This window comes from Mesorhizobium sp. M1B.F.Ca.ET.045.04.1.1, assembly GCF_003952465.1.
GTDB lineage: Bacteria > Pseudomonadota > Alphaproteobacteria > Rhizobiales > Rhizobiaceae > Mesorhizobium > Mesorhizobium shonense.
The window spans coordinates 7,054,250-7,075,169 of the sequence record NZ_CP034448.1 but is presented as its reverse complement, the minus strand read 5'-3'; the positions used below and the strand labels follow the sequence as shown (position 1 = coordinate 7,075,169).

Annotated in this window: 18 protein-coding genes; 11 read left to right on the top strand and 7 right to left on the bottom strand. The window is 63.4% G+C overall.

Going from position 1 to position 20,920, the window contains the following annotated elements; translation table 11 throughout:
• Positions 1–56: 56 nt before the first annotated feature.
• Genes glcE through glcF form a run of 3 tightly spaced genes read left to right on the top strand, consistent with a single transcriptional unit; the run spans position 57 to position 3,035 of the window.
• Positions 57–1,313 carry a glycolate oxidase subunit GlcE gene (glcE, locus tag EJ071_RS34980; protein ID WP_126101921.1) on the top strand — a complete coding sequence of 419 codons (1,257 nt, stop codon included), beginning with the start codon at positions 57–59 and terminating at the stop codon, positions 1,311–1,313.
• Entirely contained in the window at positions 1,310–1,699 is a 390-nt protein-coding gene (locus EJ071_RS34975; RefSeq protein WP_126101920.1) for a DUF4870 domain-containing protein, read from the top strand. Before glcE ends, EJ071_RS34975 begins: the two co-directional genes overlap by 4 nt.
• A 10-nt stretch (positions 1,700–1,709) precedes the next feature.
• Complete coding sequence (gene glcF, locus EJ071_RS34970) at positions 1,710–3,035, top strand: glycolate oxidase subunit GlcF (RefSeq protein WP_126101919.1); 1,326 nt, start codon at positions 1,710–1,712, stop codon at positions 3,033–3,035.
• 322 nt (positions 3,036–3,357) lie between these two features.
• On the opposite strand, the gene EJ071_RS34960 is transcribed toward glcF, so the two are convergent.
• Positions 3,358–4,278, bottom strand: coding sequence for a bifunctional 5,10-methylenetetrahydrofolate dehydrogenase/5,10-methenyltetrahydrofolate cyclohydrolase (locus EJ071_RS34960; RefSeq protein ID WP_126101918.1), 921 nt, complete (start codon positions 4,276–4,278; stop codon positions 3,358–3,360).
• 314 nt (positions 4,279–4,592) lie between these two features.
• The gene (locus tag EJ071_RS34955) at positions 4,593–5,336 is read right to left on the bottom strand and encodes a L,D-transpeptidase (protein WP_126101917.1); all 744 of its coding nucleotides are present in this window, start codon (positions 5,334–5,336) and stop codon (positions 4,593–4,595) included.
• A 218-nt stretch (positions 5,337–5,554) separates the two neighbouring features.
• On the opposite strand from EJ071_RS34955, the gene EJ071_RS34950 reads away from it, so the two are divergent.
• On the top strand, positions 5,555–6,193 hold the full coding sequence (locus tag EJ071_RS34950; RefSeq protein WP_126101916.1) for a DNA-3-methyladenine glycosylase I: 639 nt from the start codon (positions 5,555–5,557) through the stop codon (positions 6,191–6,193).
• Positions 6,194–6,357: 164 nt separating this feature from the next.
• Here the strand turns inward: EJ071_RS34950 and EJ071_RS34940 are convergent, their stop codons facing one another.
• Positions 6,358–6,597 (bottom strand): hypothetical protein, encoded by a 240-nt coding sequence (locus EJ071_RS34940; RefSeq protein ID WP_126101914.1) that lies wholly within the window; start codon positions 6,595–6,597, stop codon positions 6,358–6,360.
• Positions 6,598–7,092: 495 nt separating this feature from the next.
• On the opposite strand from EJ071_RS34940, the gene hisS reads away from it, so the two are divergent.
• The 5 genes from hisS to EJ071_RS34910 all read left to right on the top strand — a co-directional run bounded on the left by hisS (position 7,093) and on the right by EJ071_RS34910 (position 14,376).
• Positions 7,093–8,673: a histidine--tRNA ligase gene (gene hisS / locus EJ071_RS34930; protein WP_126101913.1), complete on the top strand. Its 1,581-nt coding sequence runs from the start codon at positions 7,093–7,095 to the stop codon at positions 8,671–8,673.
• A 174-nt stretch (positions 8,674–8,847) separates the two neighbouring features.
• Positions 8,848–9,969, top strand: a complete 1,122-nt coding sequence (locus EJ071_RS34925; protein ID WP_126101912.1) for an ATP phosphoribosyltransferase regulatory subunit — start codon at positions 8,848–8,850, stop codon at positions 9,967–9,969.
• Positions 9,966–10,658 (top strand): ATP phosphoribosyltransferase, encoded by a 693-nt coding sequence (hisG, locus tag EJ071_RS34920; protein WP_126101911.1) that lies wholly within the window; start codon positions 9,966–9,968, stop codon positions 10,656–10,658. The genes EJ071_RS34925 and hisG overlap by 4 nt, the downstream gene beginning before the upstream one ends.
• A 185-nt stretch (positions 10,659–10,843) precedes the next feature.
• Complete coding sequence (locus EJ071_RS34915) at positions 10,844–12,604, top strand: AMP-binding protein (protein ID WP_126101910.1); 1,761 nt, start codon at positions 10,844–10,846, stop codon at positions 12,602–12,604.
• A 404-nt stretch (positions 12,605–13,008) separates the two neighbouring features.
• The gene (locus EJ071_RS34910) at positions 13,009–14,376 is read left to right on the top strand and encodes a calcium-binding protein (RefSeq protein ID WP_126101909.1); all 1,368 of its coding nucleotides are present in this window, start codon (positions 13,009–13,011) and stop codon (positions 14,374–14,376) included.
• Positions 14,377–14,422: 46 nt separating this feature from the next.
• Here EJ071_RS34910 and EJ071_RS34905 read toward each other — a convergent pair whose 3' ends face one another.
• Positions 14,423–15,760, bottom strand: coding sequence for an HlyD family type I secretion periplasmic adaptor subunit (locus tag EJ071_RS34905; RefSeq protein ID WP_126101908.1), 1,338 nt, complete (start codon positions 15,758–15,760; stop codon positions 14,423–14,425).
• Positions 15,747–17,468 (bottom strand): type I secretion system permease/ATPase, encoded by a 1,722-nt coding sequence (locus EJ071_RS34900; RefSeq protein WP_189521337.1) that lies wholly within the window; start codon positions 17,466–17,468, stop codon positions 15,747–15,749. Before EJ071_RS34900 ends, EJ071_RS34905 begins: the two co-directional genes overlap by 14 nt.
• 152 nt (positions 17,469–17,620) lie before the next feature.
• Here EJ071_RS34900 and EJ071_RS34895 point away from each other — a divergent pair, with 152 nt between their 5' ends.
• On the top strand, positions 17,621–17,902 hold the full coding sequence (locus EJ071_RS34895) for a hypothetical protein (RefSeq protein ID WP_189521336.1): 282 nt from the start codon (positions 17,621–17,623) through the stop codon (positions 17,900–17,902).
• A gap of 24 nt (positions 17,903–17,926) precedes the next feature.
• Here EJ071_RS34895 and EJ071_RS34890 read toward each other — a convergent pair whose 3' ends face one another.
• On the bottom strand, positions 17,927–18,601 hold the full coding sequence (locus tag EJ071_RS34890; protein WP_126102848.1) for a TetR/AcrR family transcriptional regulator: 675 nt from the start codon (positions 18,599–18,601) through the stop codon (positions 17,927–17,929).
• A 217-nt stretch (positions 18,602–18,818) separates the two neighbouring features.
• Complete coding sequence (locus tag EJ071_RS34885; protein WP_126101905.1) at positions 18,819–19,763, bottom strand: nucleoside hydrolase; 945 nt, start codon at positions 19,761–19,763, stop codon at positions 18,819–18,821.
• Positions 19,764–19,855: 92 nt separating this feature from the next.
• Here EJ071_RS34885 and EJ071_RS34880 point away from each other — a divergent pair, with 92 nt between their 5' ends.
• On the top strand, positions 19,856–20,869 hold the full coding sequence (locus tag EJ071_RS34880; RefSeq protein ID WP_126101904.1) for a 2OG-Fe(II) oxygenase family protein: 1,014 nt from the start codon (positions 19,856–19,858) through the stop codon (positions 20,867–20,869).
• Positions 20,870–20,920: the final 51 nt, after the last annotated feature.

The window sequence follows — 20,920 nt, the reverse complement described above, 5'->3', positions numbered from 1 at the left end:
GAACGCGACCTATTACCTCTCCCCCGCCTTGCGGGGGCGAGGAAAGGCGCTTACCCATGACCACCTTCACCCCGTCCACTTCCGCCGAAGTCCTCTCCACCATCCAATGGGCGGCAGCGGAGGAAACGCCGCTGGAAATCCTCGGCCACGGCTCCAGGCGCGGCATCGGCCGTCCGCTGCAGACCGAACACACGCTCGACCTATCCAAGCTTACCGGCGTCACCCTCTACGAGCCGGCCGAACTGGTGCTGTCGGCAAGGGCCGGGACGCCGCTCGCCGAAATCGAAAAACTGCTTGCCGAAAACGGCCAGCAATTCGCTTTCGAGCCGATGGACTATGGCCCGCTGCTCGGCGGCGAGCCGGGCAGGGGCACCATCGGCGGGGTGCTTGCCTCGAACCTGTCCGGTCCGCGGCGTCTCAAGGCGGGGGCCGCGCGCGACCATATCCTCGGCATCGCCGCCGTCTCGGGCCGCGGCGAGGCCTTCAAGTCGGGCGGCCGCGTCGTCAAGAACGTCACCGGCTACGATCTCTCCAAGCTGATGGCGGGGAGTTGGGGCACGCTTGCGGTGCTCACCGACGTGACCTTCAAGGTCCTGCCCGCGGCGGAGACCGAGGTGACTTTGGCCATCCGCGGCCTGCTCGACGATGCCGCCGTCGCCGCCATGGCGCTGGCGCTTGGCTCCAGCGCCGAAGTGTCGAGCGCGGCGCATCTGCCGGAGCGGATCGCCGCGCGCATCGCTGCCGGCCATCTCGGCAGCGATGCCGCGACGCTGCTGCGTGTCGAGGGCTTTGGTCCATCGGTCGTCTATCGCACCGAGGCGTTGAAGCAACTGCTCGGCAAGGCCGGACCGCTGCAGGAAATCGCCGGCGAAGCGTCGAAAACCATCTGGCGCGACATCCGCGATTGCGCGCCTTTCGCCGATGGTGGCGCAAGGCCGGTCTGGCGCGTCTCGATGGCGCCGTCTGAGGCGCATCACATGGTGATGGCGCTGCGCATGCAGGCGGCGGTCGACGCCTTCTACGACTGGCAGGGCGGGCTGGTGTGGCTTTCGATGCGAGAGGACGACCCGGAGGCCGGGTTGCTGCGCGGGCTGATCCGCAAATATGGCGGCGGCCATGCGACGCTGGTGCGTGCCTCGGCTCCGCATCGCGCAGCGCTTCCTGTTTTCGAGCCGCAGCCGCAGCATCTGGCCGCGCTGTCGGCGCGGCTCAAGGCCGAGTTCGACCCGAAGCAGATTCTCAACCCCGGCCGCATGGCGCCGGGTGCCGGCTCTGCTACTCTTCCTCGGTCAACGGAGGGAGCAGCACCATGAGCAGTGCCAATCCAGGCCCGGACACCGGGTCGCACCAGATCGATCGTTGGCTTGACCCGGGTCAGACCAACGCGCTGGTCATCTACATTCTTTACCTCGCCAGCCTTGTCATCGGCGTGACCGGCATTATTGGAATCGTGCTCGCCTACATCAATCGCGGCAAGGCGGGCGGCTTTGTCGAAAGCCACTACACATTCCTGATCAGGACGTTTTGGATCGGCCTCCTCTACGCGCTGATCTCGGTGGTCCTGATGATGCTCGCGATCGGCTTCCTGCTGATGTTCGCGGTCGCTGTCTGGTTCATCGTGCGCTGCATCCTCGGGCTGCAGGCGCTGCAGCGCGGCGAGCCGGTCAAGAACCCGCAAAGCTGGCTTCTCGGACAGTAAGGATTTTTGTGTGCAGACCAATTTCTCCCTAGCCCAGCTTGCCGATCCGCATGTCGCGGAATCGGAGACGATCCTGCGCAAATGCGTGCATTGCGGCTTCTGCACTGCCACCTGTCCAACCTATGTGACTTTAGGCAACGAGCTCGATTCACCGCGCGGCCGCATTTATCTCATCAAGGATATGCTGGAGAACGGCCGGCCGGCCGACAAGGAGATCGTCACCCATATCGACCGGTGTCTCTCCTGCCTCGCCTGCATGACGACATGCCCCTCGGGCGTGAATTACATGCATCTGGTCGATCATGCCCGCGCTCATATCGAGGAGACCTACAGGCGGCCGTTGCTCGACCGGCTGACGCGCGCCGCGCTGGCTTTCGTGCTGCCCTATCCAAGCCGCTTCCGCGCCGCGCTGAGGCTTGCCGGGCTCGGCCGGCCCTTCATCGGCCTGTTCGAAAAATTGCCGGCGCTGAAACCGGTCGCCGCCATGCTGAAGCTCGCGCCGTCATCAATCCCGTCCGCGTCGCCGCTGGCTTCGCCCGGCGTCCATGCCGGGCGGGGCGCCAAGCGCGGTCGTGTCGCCATTCTTACCGGCTGCGCGCAATCGGTGCTCGATCCGGCCATCAACGAGGCGACTATCTCCTTGCTGACAAGGCTGGGCGTCGAGGTCGTGGTGCCGGAAGGCGAGGGCTGCTGCGGCGCGCTGGTCCATCATATGGGTCGCGAGGATCAGGCCCTTGTGTCGGCCAGGCGCAATGTCGACGCCTGGACGCGCGCCGTCGACCAGGGCGGGCTCGACGCCATCATCATCACTGCTTCGGGCTGCGGCACGACGATCAAGGATTACGGCTTCATGCTGCGCCTCGATCCGGCCTATGCGGAAAAGGCGGCGCGGGTCTCGGCGCTTGCCAAGGACATCACCGAATATCTTTCCGCGCTCGACCTGCCCGAGCCGGTACGCAAGCCGGGCACGATCGTCGCCTATCACTCCGCGTGCTCGATGCAGCACGGCCAGAAGATCACCCGTCAGCCGAAGGAGCTTCTCGCCAGGGCGGGCTTCGTCGTGCGCGAGCCGCGGGAGGGGCATCTCTGCTGCGGCTCGGCCGGCACCTACAATATCCTGCAGTCCGAGATTTCGGCAAAACTGCGCGACCGCAAGGTCCGGAATATCGAGGCGACGGGTGCTTCAGTTGTCGCCACCGGCAATATCGGCTGCATCACCCAGATCGCGTCCGCCGCCAGGCTGCCGGTGGTGCATACGATCAAGCTGCTCGACTGGGCCTATGGCGGCCCGAAGCCCGAAGGCGTGTCCGAGGAAGGCCTGGTCGCCGCAGAGTGACGCTTGGGCGTAGTGACCAAGGCGGTTGCTCCAGGTTCGAGTTCGCCAAACAACTCTTCCGAGTGCTGGCGCTGCCCCTCACCTGCCTGCCGGCATCCTCTCCCCGTATAGAGACGGGGAGAGGGGCGCTGTCATCGCCGGTTTCGCCAATCGCCAACGTTGCAGGAAGGGTGCCGACTTTGCGGCCAGCCCCTTCTCCCCGTCACTATACGGGGAGAAGTGCCCGGCAGGGCGATGAGGGGCGGCGCCGGCTTCGACAATTGGCGTCTCAGCAAAAAGCTGGAAACGGCCCTTGGTTGAAGCAATAGCCTGGCGTGCCGCGCTACTCCGCTGCGAGCTGATCCGGCACGCCGTAGGTCGCGCGGTAGAGCGCCCGCTGGCGGTTGAGCGCCACCATCGTGTTGCGCAGCAGGATCGCGACTGTCAGCGGGCCGACGCCGCCCGGCACCGGCGTGATCCAGGAAGCGACCTCCTTGACGCTTTCGGTGTCGACGTCGCCGACGATACGGCCTTCGCCGTCAGTGCCGATTTCCGAATTGATGCCGATATCGATGACGCAGGCGCCCGGTTTCACCATGTCGGCCTTGATCAGGCGCGGCTTGCCGACGGCGACGAACAGCGCGTCGGCGCGCCGTGCGTGCGCCGCGACTGAACGCGTCATGTGATGGCAGACCGTCACCGTCGCGCCTTCGCTCATCAAAAGGAAGGCGATCGGCTTGCCGACGATCTCGGAATGGCCGACGACGACCACTTCGAGGCCCTTGAGGTCGAGGCCGGTCTCCTTGAGCAGCTCGACCGAGGCGGCCGCCGTGCAGGGCGCCAGATCGAGCTGGTTGTAGACGATGTTGCCGATCGAGGCCGGATGCATGCCCTCGACGTCCTTCAGCGGATGCACCGCCGCCTGCAGCGTCTTGATCGGGATATGCGCCGGCACCGGCCGCTGGATGATGATGCCGGTGACGCGCGGGTCGGCGTTGAGGCCGTGGATAGCGGCCTCCAGCTCACCCGCCGTGATGTCGGCGGCAAAACGCCGTTCCTCGAAGCCGATGCCGGCAAGTTCGGCCTTGGCGCGCTGGTTGCGCACATAGACATCGACCGCGTCGGTATCGCCGACGGTGATCGAGACAAGCTTCGGCGAAAAACCTTCGGCCGTGGCGATTGCCGCGTCTTCGCGCACCGAAGCTATGATGCGCTGCGCGACCGGGCCACCCTTGAGGTAGCGGCTGTCGTCGGACCGGGACATGGCTGGGACCTTTGGCATGGGAATTGTGCGCCGCAATAGCAGAGCATGGCCCGGAAATCAGCCCTGAAAACGAAACACCGTGCTTCCGGGGCGACCTGTCGCAGTCGTGACGACCAGGTCGCACCTGCATGAAAGCGAAAAGGGCAGCGCGGTTTCCCGTGCTGCCCTTTCGTGACTGGCCGTATCCCCACACGGCCCGTCCCCCGTTAACTCATTGCCAGTCTAAGCACGTCTCCCAAAAGCGCGCTATGGCTTGAGGGCAACAGTATGCGCCAAAACTGCTTGGCGCTGCCTAACCGGTTGATTCGCCGTCACTATATCACCTCGACGGTCGTTCCGACATTCACACGCTCGTAAAGGTCGACGACGTCCTCGTTGCGCATGCGGATGCAGCCGGAAGACACCGCGCCGCCAATCGTCCATGGCTGGTTGGTGCCGTGGATGCGGTATTCGGTGGTGCCGAGATAGAGAGCGCGCGCGCCGAGCGGGTTCTCGATGCCTCCGGCAAGATAGGTGGGCAGGTAGCGGCCCTTGGCCGCCTCGCGGGCGATCATCGCCGCCGGCGGGCGCCAGTCCGGCCACACCTTCTTGTCGGTGATCTTGTGCGTGCCCGACCACTCGAAGCCGGGCTTGCCGGTGCCGACGCCGTAGCGCCGCGCCTTGCCGTTCTTTTCGATCAGAAAGAGGAAGTTCTGGTGGGTATCGATGACGATGGTGCCTGGCTTCTGCGGGCCGTCATAGGCGACTTCCTGCGGCAGGTAGAGCGGGTTCATCTGCGGCCGCATCACCATGCGTTTGGCAGGCTGCTGCACGGCCGCTGTGCGCTGCCGGTCGGGCTGCGCCTGGAAAAGCCGCCGCAGCGGCTGCTGTGTCGTTGCCTGGCGGCTCGGGCGCACGATGCCCGGCGCATGGCCGAGCTGCAGCACCCAGGGCGCCGAAAGATCGGGGCTCACCATCACCGGCGGTCTGTCGGCATAACGGTCATTGGCGAAAGAGGTCGTCGCGCCGGCGGCAAGAACCGCCGCCGCGCCAAGCAGGAAACAAAACGCTGTCTTCATCGGAACGCACCTTGATCGTCGAACTCGTGCCGAGAGCGGGGAAGGAGCCCTCGGATTTCGCGATCCTTGGCGCGGAGCGGCAAGCAAAACATGAATCGGAATGCGTAAAATGCCGACTTGTCAGTAAACATTTCGGTGTGGTTACCGGCCGGTTCAGGAATCTGGTAAAGCCACGGTAAAACGGGTGCTGAAGCGCATTAACGAACGGATTTGTGGCGATGGGACAAGAAAATGCCGGCCTGCTAGACGGCCCCGACGGTATCGCGCGCTGCTTCTGGCACGGCAATCTGCCGGACTATCTCCACTATCACGATCAGGAATGGGGCCGGCCGGTGGCGGACGATCGCCGGCTGTTCGAAAAAATCTGCCTGGAAGGTTTCCAATCAGGCCTCTCCTGGCTGACCATCCTGCGCAAGCGCGAGAATTTCCGCGAGGCTTTCGCCAATTTCGACTTCGACAAGGTGGCTACCTTCACCGACAAGGACGTCGAACGCCTGCTCGGCAATGCCGGCATCATCCGCCATCGCGGCAAGATCGTCTCGACCATCAACAACGCCAGGCGCGCCCGCGAAATGGTCGATGAATTCGGCTCGCTGGCGGCGTGGTTCTGGAAATTCGAGCCTGGCTCCGACGAACGGCCGGAAATCGTCGACCTCGCCCATCTGCGCGCCAATCCGACGACGGCGGTCTCGGTCAGGATCTCGAAGGAATTGAAGAAGCGCGGCTGGAGCTTCGTCGGCCCGACCACCGTCTACGCCTTCATGCAGGCGATGGGGTTGGTCAACGACCACCTCGAAGGCTGCGTCTGCCGCAAGGAGGTGGAAGCGGAACGGAAGCGGTTTAAAAGGCCGAAGTGAACGCGCTTCCCTTCTCCCCTTGTGGGAGAAGGTGTCGCCGAAGGCGACGGATGAGGGGTGTTCCAGGGAACACCGACGCCTCACTCCGCTGGAGCACCCCTCATCCGTCTCGGCGCTGCGCCGCGATCCACCTTCTCCCACAAGGGGAGAAGGTCAGGGTGCAATCAAGCGCCGCCGGCGCCGGCCAGGAACAGCCCGGCAATGATGGCCGCCACGGCCGCGAAGGCGGGGTAGATCACCAGCAACCCGGTCACCAGCGCGTCGCGCACCGTCGGCTTGCGCGCTTCCGCCGCAACCTCGAACGGCCCGGCCGGCTGTTGCGCCTGCTTCGGCGCGAAACTGTCGGCAGGCCGCAGCCTGGCGGCTGGCTTACCGCTCTCGATGATGTCTTGCGCCGTGGTCATAACCCCGAACCCCGTGTTTCGGCGCGCTTTATGGCCTTCGATTGTGTCTGCAGCATGCCGCGCCGATGGCGGAATTGTTTCGTTCTTGCTGAGGTTTTGTTTCGAGGAGTTGGAGCGTCTCGAAACTTTCGAGGATGGAGATTGGCGCTAGTCTTCGGTCGCTGGCGCCGCCCCTCATCGCCCTGCCGGGCACTTCTCCCCGTATAGTGACGGGGAGAAGGACGCTGCTGTCGCCGGTTTCGCCAATCGCCAACATCGGAGCTGTGGCGCCAGCTCCGAAGTCTCCTCCTTCTCCCCGTCACTATACGGGGAAAAGGTGCCGGCAGGCGGATGAGGGGCAGCGCGACGACTGCAAACTATCGAACGGTTCCTGACCTCTCTGCGGGCTAGGCGGCAAACCCTTGCCGCACTAACCGGCATCGGGTAGGACACGCGCGCCTTGGATATAGGAAATTTCCTATCCGTGGCGCATCACGAAACGCCGAGTACCTGCACATGGCCGACAAATCGGAAAAGACGAAAGCGCGATTGCCGCGCGGTTTTGCCGACCGCAGCGCCGAAGACATCCGCGCCGTCGAGAAGATGATGGCGACCATCCGGTCGGTCTATGAGCTTTACGGTTTCGAGCCGGTCGACCAGCCGATGATCGAATACACCGACGCGCTCGGCAAATTCCTGCCCGACCAGGACCGGCCGAACGAGGGCGTGTTCTCGTTCCAGGACGACGACGACCAGTGGCTGTCGCTGCGCTATGACCTGACCGCGCCGACGGCGCGTTTCGTCGCCGAGAATTACGACCGCCTGCCGAAGCCCTATCGCAGCTACCGCTCCGGCTGGGTGTTCCGCAACGAGAAGCCCGGCCCCGGCCGCTTCCGCCAGTTCATGCAGTTCGACGCCGACACGATCGGCACGCCGGGCGTCGCGGCGGACGCTGAAATGGCGATGATGATGGCCGACGTGATGGAGGCGCTCGGCATCAAACGCGGCGACTACGTCATCCGCGTCAACAACCGCAAGGTGCTGGACGGCGTGCTGGAGGCGATCGGCCTCGGCGGCGATCAGAACGCCGGCCGCCGGCTGACGGTGCTGCGCGCCATCGACAAGCTGGACAAGCTTGGCCCGGAAGGCGTGCGTTTATTGCTTGGTGCTGGACGTAAAGACGAAAGCGGCGACTTCACCAAAGGCGCCGGGCTAAATGAAGAGCAGCAGACCATCGTACTAACCGCGACTGCTGAGATCCACGATCTTTCCCCGGTTTCTGACACTAACAATCGCGACCTGTCGGATATGAAACGCACCGGAGACGGCAGCCGATTCTATGACAATGTGTTAAGTGCAAAAGTTTCACGCCACGCCGCAAGAAACGATGCATGGAAGGCGGGCGCCCAAGAGTTACTGGAGATTGCGGAGCTTTGCGAAGCGGCGGGGTATGGTTCTCAACGGATTTTGATTGACCCCTCCGTGGTACGCGGCCTCGAATATTACACCGGTCCGGTTTTCGAGGCCGAGCTTCTGGCCGAGATCCCAAATGAAGATGGCCAGATCGTGCGCTTCGGCTCGGTCGGCGGCGGCGGCCGCTATGACGGGCTGGTCTCGCGCTTCCGCGGTGAGCCGGTGCCGGCGACCGGCTTCTCGATCGGTGTCTCCCGGCTGATGACGGCGCTGAAGAACCTCGGCAAGCTCGACACCTCCGATGTCATTGCTCCGGTCGTCGTTCTGGTCATGGACAAGGACACGGAAAGCCTCGGTCGTTACCAGAAGATGGTCGCCGGGCTGCGCGCCGCCGGCATCCGCTCCGAAATGTATCTCGGCGGCGCCGGCATGAAGGCGCAGTTGAAATATGCCGACCGCCGCGGCAGCCCGATCGCCATCATCCAGGGCGGCGACGAGCGCGCCAAGGGCGAGGTGCAGGTCAAGGACCTGATCGAAGGCGCGCGCATGTCGGCCGAGATCGCCGACAACGCCGAATGGCGGGCGGCACGGCCGGCGCAGGTGACGGTGGCGGAAGGCGATCTGGTTGGTGAGGTGAAGAAGATCCTGGCGGCGCAGGCTGAGGAGCGGGCACGTGGGAAGTAGGGCGCCGACCTCCCCTTCTCCCCTTGTGGGAGAAGGTGGCCGAGCGAAGCTCGGTCGGATGAGGGGTGTTCCAGGGAGCGCCAGCGTCTCACTCCGTCGCGCACCCCTCATCCGTCTTGGCGCTTCGCGCCAATCCACCTTCTCCCACAAGGGGAGAAGGGAAGGGCGTGCCGCATGACCTCCCGCTACCCCGCCATCGCCGCCGACATCGTAAAACTCTTCGCCGCGCGCGACACGCACGCCGTCGAAGTCGCCGTGCTGCAGCCGGCCGATCCGTTCCTCGACATGGCCGGCGAAGACCTGCGCCGCCGCATCTTCCTCACCGAGAGCGAGACCGGCAAGACGCTGTGCCTCAGACCGGAATTCACAATTCCTGTCTGCCTCGACCACATCGCCAGCCAGGCCGGCACGCCGCGCCGCTACTCCTATCTCGGCGAAGTGTTCCGCCAGCGCCGCGAGGGCGGCAATGAGTTCTTCCAGGCCGGCATCGAGGATCTCGGCGACCGCGATATCGCAGCGGCCGATGCCCGCTCGCTGGCCGACGCGCATGCTCTGCTCTCGTTGGTGCTGCCTGGACAGCCGCTCGCCATCACGCTCGGCGACCAGACCCTGTTCGAGGCGGTGCTGGCGGCACTCGGTCTGCCGCGCGGCTGGCGCATGCGCCTCGCCCGCGCCTTCGGCTCGGTGGCGATGCTGGAGGCGGCTCTTGCCGACCTCGCCAACCCGCCGCGCAACAGCCAGCTCTCGGGTCCGGTGGCCACGCTGGTGCTCGATGGCGATGCGGAAGCTCTCGCCGAGCATATCGCCGCCGGCATGGAGGAGGCCGGGCTGTCCGCTTCATCCGGCCGCGCGCCGGCCGATATCGCGCGGCGCCTGATCGAGAAGGCGCAACTGCGCAGCGTGCGGTTGTCCGACGAAGCGTTCTCGGCGCTGAAAGGCTTTCTCGAGATCGACGTCGCGCTGGGTGGCGCGACCGCAGCACTCGAAAAATTCGCCGCCGATGCCGGCCTGTCGCTGGGCGCCGCGCTGGAGAATTTCGCCGCCCGCGCCGAGGCGGTTGCGGCACATGGCCTGCCGATCAAAAAGATCCGCTATGACGCCGCCTTCGGCCGCCCGCTCGACTATTACACCGGCTTGGTCTTCGAGATCGCGGCCGAAAACGCTGACCGGCCGCTGGTCGGCGGCGGCCGCTACGATCGGCTGCTGACGCTGCTCGGTGCCAAGAAGCCGATCCCCGGCGTCGGCTTCTCGGTCTGGCTCGACCGCATCGAAGCCTTGCGGGAGGGCGCGAAATGATCACGCTGGCAATCCCGTCGAAAGGCCGTCTCAAGGAGCAGTCGCTGGAAGTCCTGGCCAAGGCCGGCCTCGCGGTCACGCTGCCGCAGGACGACCGCAAATACCGCGCACGCATCGACGGGCTCGACAATGTCGAAGTGGCCTTCCTCTCGGCTTCCGAGATTGCCGGCGAGATCGGCCAGGGCGCGGTCGATCTCGGCATCACCGGCGAGGACCTGCTGCGCGAGAACCTTGCCGACTGGGAAGCGCGCGCCGAGATCGTCGCCCGCCTCGGCTTCGGCCATGCCGACGTCGTGGTGGCGGTGCCCGACATCTGGCTCGACGTCGACACCATGACCGATCTCGACGATGTCGCCGCCGATTTCCGCCAGCGTCACGGCAGGCGGCTCAGGATCGCCACCAAATACTGGCGGCTGACGCAGCAGTTCTTTTCATTGAAACACGGCATCCAGGTCTACCGCATCGTCGAGAGCCTCGGCGCCACCGAAGGCGCGCCGGCGGCCGGCCTGGCGGACGTCATCGTCGACATCACCACCACCGGCTCGACGCTGCGCGCCAACCATCTCAAGGTGCTGGGCGACGGCGTGATCCTGAAGTCGCAGGCCTGCCTGGTGGCTTCGAAGAAGCAGCGCGACGCGGCCGATGAGGCGCAGTTGCGCGAAATCGCCGCAAGAATCCCTCCCCCTTGAGGGGAGGGTGCCTCGCGAAGCGTGGCGGGTGGGGTCGTCTCACGTCGAGCACTGCCGCAAGGACCCCTCCCGTTCATCCGCCTTCGGCGGCTGGCCACCCCTCCCCTCGAGGGGGAGGGGACCTTTGGCGGATTTCCACCGCCGCCATCGGCTGATAGGCTCACTCATCCCGGGAGGAGACGGCGATGGCGATCAATCTCGACGAGCTCAAAAGCGCCACCAATCTGCGGGGGCGCGGAGGCACCTTCATTGCTCCGGTGGACGGCAGGGCGCACGTCTCGGGCGACCGCTCGGTGCCCTTGCTCGACAAGACCATTCCGGAACTGTTTTCCGACACGGTGAGCAAATACGCCACGCTCGACGCCGCCATCTTCGTCGGCCAGGACAAGCGCTTCACCTGGAGCGAGCTGTCGGACGCGGTCGACGCTTTGGCCGCCGGCTTCCTGGCCCTGGGCCTGGAGAAGAGCGATCGCGTCGGCATCTGGTCGCCCAACCGTTGGGAATGGCTGGTGACGCAATTCGCCACCGCGCGCATCGGCCTGATTCTGGTCAACATCAACCCGGCCTATCGGCTGACCGAGCTGGAATATGCTCTGAACAAAGCCGGCTGCAAGGCGCTGGTTACGGCGGTCCAGTTCAAGACGTCCGACTATCTCGGTATGATCGAGACGCTGGCGCCGGAGATCGCCACAGCCGAGCCGGGCAAGCTCAAGGCAAGGAAGCTGCCGGCGCTGAAGATCGTCATCTGCATGGGCGACGACAACTCGCCAGGCATGTTCAATTTCGGCGATGTGCTTGCGATGGCCGGACGCGACGAGCATGACAGCCTCGACCGCATCTCTGAAAGCCTGAAGCCGAACGAGGCCATCAACATCCAGTTCACCTCCGGCACGACCGGCGCGCCGAAGGGAGCGACGCTCACCCACCTGAACATCGTCAACAACGGCAATTTCGTCACCTCGGCGATCAAGCTCACCGTCGACGACCGGCTTTGCATCCCGGTGCCGCTCTATCACTGCTTCGGCATGTCGATGGGCACGATGGGCTGCGTCACCAAGGGCGCGACCATGGTCTTCCCAGGCGAAGGTTTTGACGCCGGCGCCACGCTCAAGGCGATCGCGCAGGAGCGCTGCACCGGCGTTTATGGCGTGCCGACCATGTTCGTCGCCATGCTCGACCATGCCGATTTCTCGACCTTTGATCTTTCGAGCCTGCGCACCGGCATCATGGCCGGCTCGCCATGCCCGATCGAGGTGATGAAGAAGGTCGTTTCGCTGATGAATATGTCGGAGGTCACCATCGCCTATGGCATGACCGAGACCAGCCCTGTCTCCTTCCAGAGCAGCGTCGACGATCCGCTGGAAAAGCGCGTTTCCACCGTCGGCCGCATCCATCCGCATGTCGAGGTGAAGGCGATCGGCGCCGATGGCGCGACCGTCGCGGTCGCCGAGCCGGGCGAGCTCTGCACGCGCGGCTATTCGGTGATGAAGGGCTATTGGGACGACGCGGAGAAGACGCGCGAGGCGGTCGACGCCGACGGCTGGATGCACACCGGCGACCTCGCAACAATAGACGCCGAAGGCTATTGCAACATTGTCGGCCGGGTGAAGGACATGGTCATCCGCGGTGGCGAGAATGTCTATCCGCGCGAGGTCGAGGAATTCCTCTACCGTCATCCGAAGGTCAAGGAAGTGCAGGTCTTCGGCATACCCGACGACAAATATGGCGAGGAGCTCTGCGCCTGGATCGTGCTGAAACCCGGCCAGATCGCCACCGCTGAGGAGATCAAGGCCTTCTGCGCTGGCCAGATCGCGCACTACAAGGTGCCGCGCTATATCCGCTTCCGCACCGAATTGCCGATGACGGTGACCGGCAAGCCGCAGAAATTCCTGATGCGCGAGGCGATGGTCGAGGAACTGGGGCTGGTGGCGCAGAAGACGGCATGAGGGTCTGCCCGGCAATACGCCTTACGGATGAGCCGACGTCAGGGCTAACGGACAGAAAACGGACTGCGTTCTAGCTACAAATGATGTATTCCGCGGTCCGGCCTGCTCGTCTAGGCTTGGTACCCCAAAAATCAATAATGATGGTCGGCGAGCTTTGTGCCCGTGCGAGGTCGTTGGTTTTGGGGGGCAAAGGACGTGAAAGCCGCGTTGAGACCACTGAAAAGAAGCCGCGCTGAAATCGCTGCGGCATAGCGTTTCTGCGAGGGACATATTTTTTACATTTTGAGATTTTTTTTACATTTTGTGATTTGCGCGATACCGCTAACGGGGCTCTGGTGGATCCAGGCCTTTCTGGCTTCAGGCGTTTGGGCGAAAAGGGACGGGGGTGTGAAAGGGGGCCAAGCATGGCCTATACAAATACCATTGTCTTGACCGGTGACTATGGCTACCGCCAATATAAAGCATCCGGTCTGCCCGCCGACACCCTTATCGATGCCACCAACGCCTCGTGGATCGTCGCCAATCAGGGAAGCCCCACCAACCTCTATCCCTTCGCGGTCGTCAACCCCGGCGACAACCTCCTGGCTTTGGGCGGCACGATCAACGGCACGGTCTCCCAAACCGGCGACTGGGAGGACATTTACGTCAACTCCGCCGCAGTCCGTGTAAATTCAGCCCACAGCTTTGCGATCGACGACTGGACGATCACCCAGCCCTGGGATGGCATCCGTGTCGGCGGCACTGGCACCTTCCTCATCGAAGATTCCTATGTCGGCAACTCACGAGACGACGCGGTCGAGGACGACGACGTCATCGGCGGCACCATCCGGGATTCCCTGTTCGACCACGTGTTTTCCGGAGTGAGCCTTGGCGACGGTGACGTGGATGGGTCTGACAACACGGTCACCATGGATGGCATGCTTTTAGGCATGGGAGAGTACCTTCGCAAAGGCGTGGTGACCCACGGTTCGCCATTCAAACTCGACAATGGCACAGGCTCTAACGATGTCGTGCCCAGCCTGCACTTTATCGACTGCGTGGTGGCGATCACCGACGTTCACCACAACGGCCAGGAGCGGCTGCAGCATGCCTGGGACAAGACGGTCGAGTCGCACGGCAATTACTATCTCAACCTCTCTGACACGCCGCTGCCGTCGGATTATCCAGTGCCGCCCGCCGGCTGGACGGTGCTTCAAGGCCAGGCGGCCCGCGATTACTGGGCCAACGCCAAGGCGGCCTGGCATGCAGCCCATGACGGGACCGACCCGACACCGTCACCTCCGACCCCGTCGACCGACCCGATCCCGCCGACCGACCCGACCCACGGAACGACCGGGAACGATACATTTGTCGGCACTGGCGCGGCCGATACCTATGATGCCCTGGCTGGCAACGACACACTGCGGGGCGAGGGTGGCAACGACGTGCTGACCGGCGGCGCGGGCGAGGACACCTTCGTGTTCGACACGGCCTATGGCCCCGACAATGTCGACACACTCACCGACTTCGACGCGGCACATGACGCGCTCTATCTCGACAATGCCGTCTTCACCAAGCTCGGCTCCGGTTCCTGGTCCAGCCCGACGCAGGTGAACTCGGGGTATTTCGAGTTGCGAGAACACGCCGAACACAGCAACGATCACCTGCTCTACAACCGGGCCACGGGCGTTCTGTACTATGATCCCGACGGCTCAAAATCGACCCCCCAGGTGGAAATCGCCCACCTGGAGCCCGGGGCGGCCCTGACCTATCACGACGTGTTCGTCGTTTGACCGATCATGCGATCGCACCATGGCACGGCGAAGGGCGGGCGCGGGCCTATCTTTCCCGAAAGGCGCGCTGGAACGAATCCACCAGCGGCTTGGTCAGATAGGTCAGAAAGGTTCGCTCGCCGGTTGAAATGAAGGTTTCGACCGGCATGCCTGGGTAGATCTGCTCGGGCTTGACCTGCGGTGGCAGCTTGTCGGCCATCTTAAGCCGCACGGTGTAATACGGCTGTCCAGTGCTGGGTGTGATCAGCCGGTCCGCCGAAATGTAGAACACTTTTCCGGACACTTTTGGTGTTGTCCGTGCGTTGAGGGCAGTGAACATCATGTTCGCGCCTTGGCCGACCCGGATAGAATCGATGTCTTCAGGCTTGATCTTTGCCTCGACGATAAGTTCATTGGTCGGCAGAAGCTCCATTGCAACCTCGCCGGCACGGATGACACTGCCTTCGGAATTGTAAAGCGAGCGGACGATGATGCCGTCCACCGGGGCACGAATGGTCGTCCGCACCAGGACCGATCGGGCGGCGTTGATTTGTTCCTCAAGGTCCGCCACCTGCGCCCGGGCTTTGTTCAGTTCCGTGACGGCATCTTCGACCCGGCTGGTTGTAAGTCTTTCAATCTCTTGACGCGCTTCCACGGTCTGGGTCGCCGAGCTGGCGATTTGCGCCTCCAGCGATCCCGCCTGACCCACCAACTCGGCGGTGCTACGCAGAAGATCGGTGTATTCAGAACGATTTGTCAGTCCCTTTTCCAGCAAGTGCCTTTTGCGTTCCGTCTCGGCATTGACGATCGCGAGCTGGTTTCCCGCAGCATCCTTCTGCGCCCTCAAGCCGGCAACGGCTTCCTGAAGGGCTGCTGCCCGTTCCCTCAGAATCTCCTGTTCTGCGGCATAGCGCGCTAGCCGAGCCTGGAACTCCTTGGTTTGCTCTGCAAAGACGTCACTGAATTCGGGCGCGGCTGAATAGGCGCCTAGATCGCGGGGCAGGACGATTTTCTCCAGGCCGTCCCGTTCTGCCTCGAGCCGCGCGATTTCAGCTTTTTGTGCGACCCACTGTTTGAGGACCCGGTTGAGCTGGGACTGCGCCACCGTTGGATCGAGCACGATCAGGGCCTGGCCTCGTAGGACTCTGTCACCCTCTCGGACCTTGATGCTGCTGACCACGCCACCTTCGAGATGCTGGATCATGACATTCTGTCCAGCTGCTGCGACCACTCCTGGCGCGATCGTTGCTCCGGCAATCGGCGCCGTTGCGCTCCAGAATCCGAAGCCAAGCAAGAAAACGGACACGCTTGCATACCCCGCCAGCGTGATCCGATCCGTGCGTGTATCGACGTTGCGCTGCCAGCGATACGTCTTGGCGCCGATGGTTTGGCTAGGAACCGTCATTGGCGACCTTCATCTCCCCGCGCGCAGATGACGGGAAAGGCACCACTCCTTCGCTGCCACGCGACTGAGAGGCTGCGGGCCGCGCCGCTTGGCCCCGTCGCGTGACAAGTCTATCGAGCACGTCCTTGGTGAAACCGTAGACCTCGATCTGGCCACTGCGCAGCATCAATATGCGATCGCATTTGGAAGCGAGAGAGGGCCGATGGGTTATGACAAGCACGGTCGTTTTTCGTGAACGCGCCCCGATGATCGCCCGCTCGAGCGCGGCTTCGCCGTTGGAATCGAGATTTGCATTGGGCTCGTCGAGAATCAGCACCTTGGGATCGCCGTAAAAGGCGCGAGCAAGCCCGATGCGCTGACGCTCGCCACCCGAAAGGCGAACGCCGGTCGGACCGATCAGCGTCGAATAGCCATCCCTCTGACCCAGGATGAGCTCATGCACTTGCGCCCGCTGGGCTGCTTGGACCAATTTCTCGTCGGGCGCATCCGGTTCGAAACGCGTGATATTTTGGGCAATGGTTCCCGGGAAGAGTTCCACATCTTGCGGGAGGTAACCAATATGGCGGCCGAGTTCTTCCGAATCCCAGTTTCGAATATCGCCGCCGTCGATCCGGATCGCCCCCGAGCGGGGCTCGATCGCACCGACGATGAGGCGCGCCAGAGTCGATTTTCCAGCCTGGCTCGGCCCCACAATCGCGACCGTTTCGCCGGTGGCGACTTCAAAGGTCAAGCGCTTTATCAGCGGCAGCGACCCGTCGGCCGCGCCCGGAAGATGATAGACTATTTGATCCACGCTTAACGCTCCTTCAGGAGCCGGCAATGCCACGTTTTCCTGGTTGTCGGGTCCAGATCGGAGAGCCGAAAGCCTCTTCCACGCAAGATTGGCGTCGATGATCTGCCGCCAACTCCCGATGATCTGATCGAGAGGTTGCAGAGCGCGCGCCGAAATCATCGAGGACGCAAATATCATACCGGCGGTCATCTCGTTGTGGAGAACCAGATAAGCGCCGACCCCCAATATCGCGATCTGCAGTGTCGAACGGGTGGTGCGCGATACACCGCCATAAAATGAATTGATGCGAGCGAGCCCATCCGAGGCGTGTAGAGAGCCGGAAAAACGGGTCCCCCAGAACTCTATCGCGTTGGACACCATGCCAAGCGCGCGAACGGTTTCGAAGTTTCGGGCGAAGGCCTGCGCCGAATTCATTGAGGCGTTGAGACTCTCCGCCGCCTCCTTGCCGGGTCGCGAACTCGCGATCTGGTTCAGCATGGCGATGGCGACCATGAGAACCGCCCCGACGACCGTCACCAGGAAGAGCAACGGATGGATGAAATAGAGCAGGCCCACGAAGATTGGCCCGAAAGGAAGGTCGAAGAGAAAGAAGATGGTCCTCGAAGCGATGAAATTTCGCAGGGTGGCCAAGTCGCGCAAGGCCTGGACATCGCCGAGGCCAGCGCGGGGGCCGCTCATTGCAGCGAGAAAAGACGATGCACCCAAAGAGACATCCAGTCGCGCGGCGAGCCGGCTTGCATATACACCCCGCACGACTTCGAGCACGCCGAAGAGCAAGAGCGACGAAAGCGCAAGCAATGTCAGGTAGGTGAGAGTGTCCAAATTGGCGGCGGGCAAAACCCGATCATATACCTGCAGCATGTAGAGAGGCAGAACCAGCAGCAGGGCGTTCATCACCGCGGAGAACAGGCCCATTTCGACCACGCTCTTCGATAGCACCCCTCTGTTCGTATAACTGGGCATCCCCGAAATCGTCTCTTTTGGCTAAGCGATCATATTAGGCAATCTTTATATATCATGCCAGGCAGCCGCGCTATCGGTAGTGTCCCAATTTGAGATTCTCCGAAATGCAATATGCATTCACATATCGGCCCGACCTTCTATATGCTCAGCGCAAAAGCGCGGGGGGAAAGGGTGTGTCCCGAGAGCGTGACGTGCATATGTGGCGCGAAGCCGGGAAACTCGCGGCCTCTGGCGACTATGAAGGATGGCTTGCCATCGAATCGGAGCTTCGCAGCAGAGGATTCCCACGCGCCAAGCTGCTGTTTGATAACGACCGGGTCCGCGAAAAATTGGATGATATCTGTAGGAGGGCAAGGGAGCAGCGCGCCGATGCCAACCGGACCTAAAGGCCAGAAGCGCCCCGCCGACCGCTACCGCCTTCCGCTTCGTCCCTCCGACGGCCTTGGCGCCGAACCGGGTTCCTGGACGAGCGGGCCGAGCAGCACTTCGCCGAACAGCGGCTGGTAGCTGCGGCGCACGGCCGGATCCTCCTTGAACGACAGCGCGTACTGGCCGATCTGGTGGAAATAGGTGATGCGAGCCCTGACCAGGCTTTCGTCCGGCGAATAGCCCATGGCGCGGAAGGAGCGGACGAGCAGCGCGATGCGCAGGTCGTCCATATCCTTCACTTCCTGCGCCAGCTTCCTCGACGTCCGCGACCAGTCGCGCACGGCAAGATCGAGCAGCGGGCTGAAGGGCGCCTCGTCGACCCAGACATGCACGATGTCGGTGAAGAACTGCAGGCCGTCCACGTCGTGCATGTCGCGCATCGCCCAGAACGGCGCGCAGTTGATGTTGCGCCATTCCTGCAGGAGCCCATCGCGGAGGTCCGCGAGGCTGGTGAAGTGGAAGTAGAAACTGCCGCGCGTGACCTTCAGCTGCTTGGCCAAGCGGTCGATCTTGACCTCGGCGATGCCGCGCTTTTCCAGCACCTTTCGCGCCGCGGCGATCCAGGCCTCGCGGCTCAGCGTCTGCCGGGCGGTCGTCGATCTGGCTCGCGTTCCGGACGATCGTTTCGTTTTCGCCAAGGCGGCATCCGCTTTCAACTGCTTCCAGGCCTCCATGGCGGCCGGCGGCAATTCGCCGAGCCGTCCCCGATCAAGCCGATGTTTGCCCGCTTCGCAACCCGCTACCGCCGCTGTCCACTGTGGAACCTGATGTTATTGCACGTCGCCCGGAAGTGTGCGCGGTTCTGGGACAACGACATGCATCAAAGCAAGGACTTAAAGCGCGTCGCCTGAATCCGTTTCAGCGCGACGCGCTTTAGGGCAACGCGCTGATCCGCTGCAGCATGAGTTCGAAGAACGGCGCCGGCTCGATGCGGCGCAGCACGTTGCAATTCTTGCGCCGTCCGGTGACATGCCACCAGTCGACGACGGTCATGCCGATCGTCTCGGGCGAGACGATGTCCACCGTCACCGCGCATTGGCGCTTTTCGTAGATCTCCGGCGCCAGGAGATAGCCGGTGACGCAGGCGTCGTGGATCGGCCGCCCCGGCGTGCCGAACTTGTGGCTGCCGTACTGACGATAGAAATCGGCGAGGTTCGCGGCCTCGATCGCGGCCCTGCTGCCGGTGGCGCGCAGGCGGTCCAGCCATTCCAGCGTCATCATCGCGGTGTAGGTGCAGTCGATGCCCGCCATCGTCAGCGGCACGCCGCTGTCGAACACTTTGTGCGCCGCATGCGGGTCGACGAAGATGTTGAATTCGGCGGCGGGCGTGGCGTTGCCGCCCTCGAAGAAGCCGCCGCCCATCAGCACCACTTCGCGCAGCCGCGGAATGATCCTCGGCTCCATGGTCATGGCCATCGCCAGATTGGTCATCGGGCCCAGCGTGCAGACGGTAAGCTCGCCCTCCGGCGCATCCATGATCGCCCGCACGAGATAGTTCACCCCGTGCTCGCTCTGCAACGGCGTCACCGGTTCGGGGAGGTCGGCGCCGTCGAGCCCGGTCTTGCCGTGCACATATTCGGCCGTCATCAGCGTCTTCACCATCGGCCCCGGGCAGCCGGCATAGACCGGCACGTCGGGCCGTCCGGCGAGCTCGACCACCTTCAGCGCGTTCTTCGAGGTCAGCGGCAGCGGCACGTTGCCGCCGACCGTGGTGATGCCCACCACCTCGATCTCGGCCGGCGAGCCGAGCGCGAACAGGATCGCGAAGGCGTCGTCCTGGCCGGGATCGGTGTCGATGATGATCTTGCGTGGTGCCATGTCGTGCCTGCCTTCGAAAGCCTATTGATGAGCCCGTTCGGATGTGTAGAAATACAGTACTGTATCTTATGTTCAAGACAGGGTGATCGAAAATGGGCGAACGAGAGCGCGGCGACTTTTCCGAAATTCCGATCCTCGACGTGTCGGCTCTTTACGGCACCGACCAAGGCGTGATCGGGGCGACCGCGGCAACGCTGCGCCGCTATCTCGAGACGATCGGCTTCCTCTATGTCGTCGGCCATCCGATCCCGCGAGCCGATGTCGAGGCGGTGCGCGAGGCGAGCAAGCGCTTCTTCGCCTTGCCCGAGGAAGAGAAGCTCAAGCTCAAGATCGATAGGAATTTTCGCGGCTACCTGCCCTTTGCCGGCTCGACCATCGTCACCTCTTCCGTAGCGACCGTCAGCAAGCCGAACCAGAGCGAGTCGATCTTTTTCATGCACGAGGTAGGCGAAGATGATCCGCGGGCGCTCGCCGAAAAGCCGCTGCAGGGCCCGAACCAGTGGCCGGACGAGGCTGCGCTGCATGGCTTCAGGCAAACGATCGAGCGCTATGTCGACGAGATGGGCACGCTCGCCCGCAAGATGGTCCGCGCCATCGCGCTGTCGCTTGGCCTGCCTGCCGGCAGCCTGGACCGCTATTTCGAACAGCCGACCACGTTCCTCAGGCTGCTGCATTATCCGACGCAGCCGCAGGAGGAGGGGCTGTTCGGCTCGGCTCCGCACACCGACTACGGCTTCATCACTTTGCTGGCGCAGGACGATGTCGGCGGCCTGGAGGTCAAGAACAAGGCCGGCGAATGGGTGCCGGCGCCGCCGATCCCGGATTCATTCGTGATGAATGTCGGCGACATACTGGCGCGCTGGTCGAACGACCAGTTCGTCTCGACGCCGCACCGCGTCATCAACCGGTCCGGACGCGAGCGCTACTCGCAGCCCTTCTTCTTCGACCCGTCGATGGACGAGACGATCGAGGCGCTGCCGGTCTGCGTGCCGGCCGGCGCCAAGCCGAAATACGAGCCGGTGCTCTATGGCGACTACCTGATGGAGCGCATCGACAAGAACTACCACTACCGCAAGAAGAAGGCCGCGGAGACGGCAAGCGCGTAAGCGAACCGACGGTCCGGATCGGCGCCGGCCCGAGCGGTGCGGTGGCGAGGC

Excerpts from the sequence above, each read along its gene's own strand:
- glcE (WP_126101921.1), top strand. The coding sequence starts at position 57 with ATGACCACCTTCACCCCGTCCACTTCCGCCGAAGTCCTCTCCACCATC.
- EJ071_RS34975 (WP_126101920.1), top strand. The coding sequence starts at position 1,310 with ATGAGCAGTGCCAATCCAGGCCCGGACACCGGGTCGCACCAGATCGAT.
- EJ071_RS34960 (WP_126101918.1), bottom strand. The coding sequence starts at position 4,278 with ATGTCCCGGTCCGACGACAGCCGCTACCTCAAGGGTGGCCCGGTCGCG.
- EJ071_RS34955 (WP_126101917.1), bottom strand. The coding sequence starts at position 5,336 with ATGAAGACAGCGTTTTGTTTCCTGCTTGGCGCGGCGGCGGTTCTTGCC.
- EJ071_RS34950 (WP_126101916.1), top strand. The coding sequence starts at position 5,555 with ATGGGACAAGAAAATGCCGGCCTGCTAGACGGCCCCGACGGTATCGCG.
- EJ071_RS34940 (WP_126101914.1), bottom strand. The coding sequence starts at position 6,597 with ATGACCACGGCGCAAGACATCATCGAGAGCGGTAAGCCAGCCGCCAGG.
- hisS (WP_126101913.1), top strand. The coding sequence starts at position 7,093 with ATGGCCGACAAATCGGAAAAGACGAAAGCGCGATTGCCGCGCGGTTTT.
- EJ071_RS34925 (WP_126101912.1), top strand. The coding sequence starts at position 8,848 with ATGACCTCCCGCTACCCCGCCATCGCCGCCGACATCGTAAAACTCTTC.
- hisG (WP_126101911.1), top strand. The coding sequence starts at position 9,966 with ATGATCACGCTGGCAATCCCGTCGAAAGGCCGTCTCAAGGAGCAGTCG.
- EJ071_RS34915 (WP_126101910.1), top strand. The coding sequence starts at position 10,844 with ATGGCGATCAATCTCGACGAGCTCAAAAGCGCCACCAATCTGCGGGGG.
- EJ071_RS34910 (WP_126101909.1), top strand. The coding sequence starts at position 13,009 with ATGGCCTATACAAATACCATTGTCTTGACCGGTGACTATGGCTACCGC.
- EJ071_RS34905 (WP_126101908.1), bottom strand. The coding sequence starts at position 15,760 with ATGACGGTTCCTAGCCAAACCATCGGCGCCAAGACGTATCGCTGGCAG.
- EJ071_RS34900 (WP_189521337.1), bottom strand. The coding sequence starts at position 17,468 with ATGGGCCTGTTCTCCGCGGTGATGAACGCCCTGCTGCTGGTTCTGCCT.
- EJ071_RS34895 (WP_189521336.1), top strand. The coding sequence starts at position 17,621 with ATGCAATATGCATTCACATATCGGCCCGACCTTCTATATGCTCAGCGC.
- EJ071_RS34885 (WP_126101905.1), bottom strand. The coding sequence starts at position 19,763 with ATGGCACCACGCAAGATCATCATCGACACCGATCCCGGCCAGGACGAC.
- EJ071_RS34880 (WP_126101904.1), top strand. The coding sequence starts at position 19,856 with ATGGGCGAACGAGAGCGCGGCGACTTTTCCGAAATTCCGATCCTCGAC.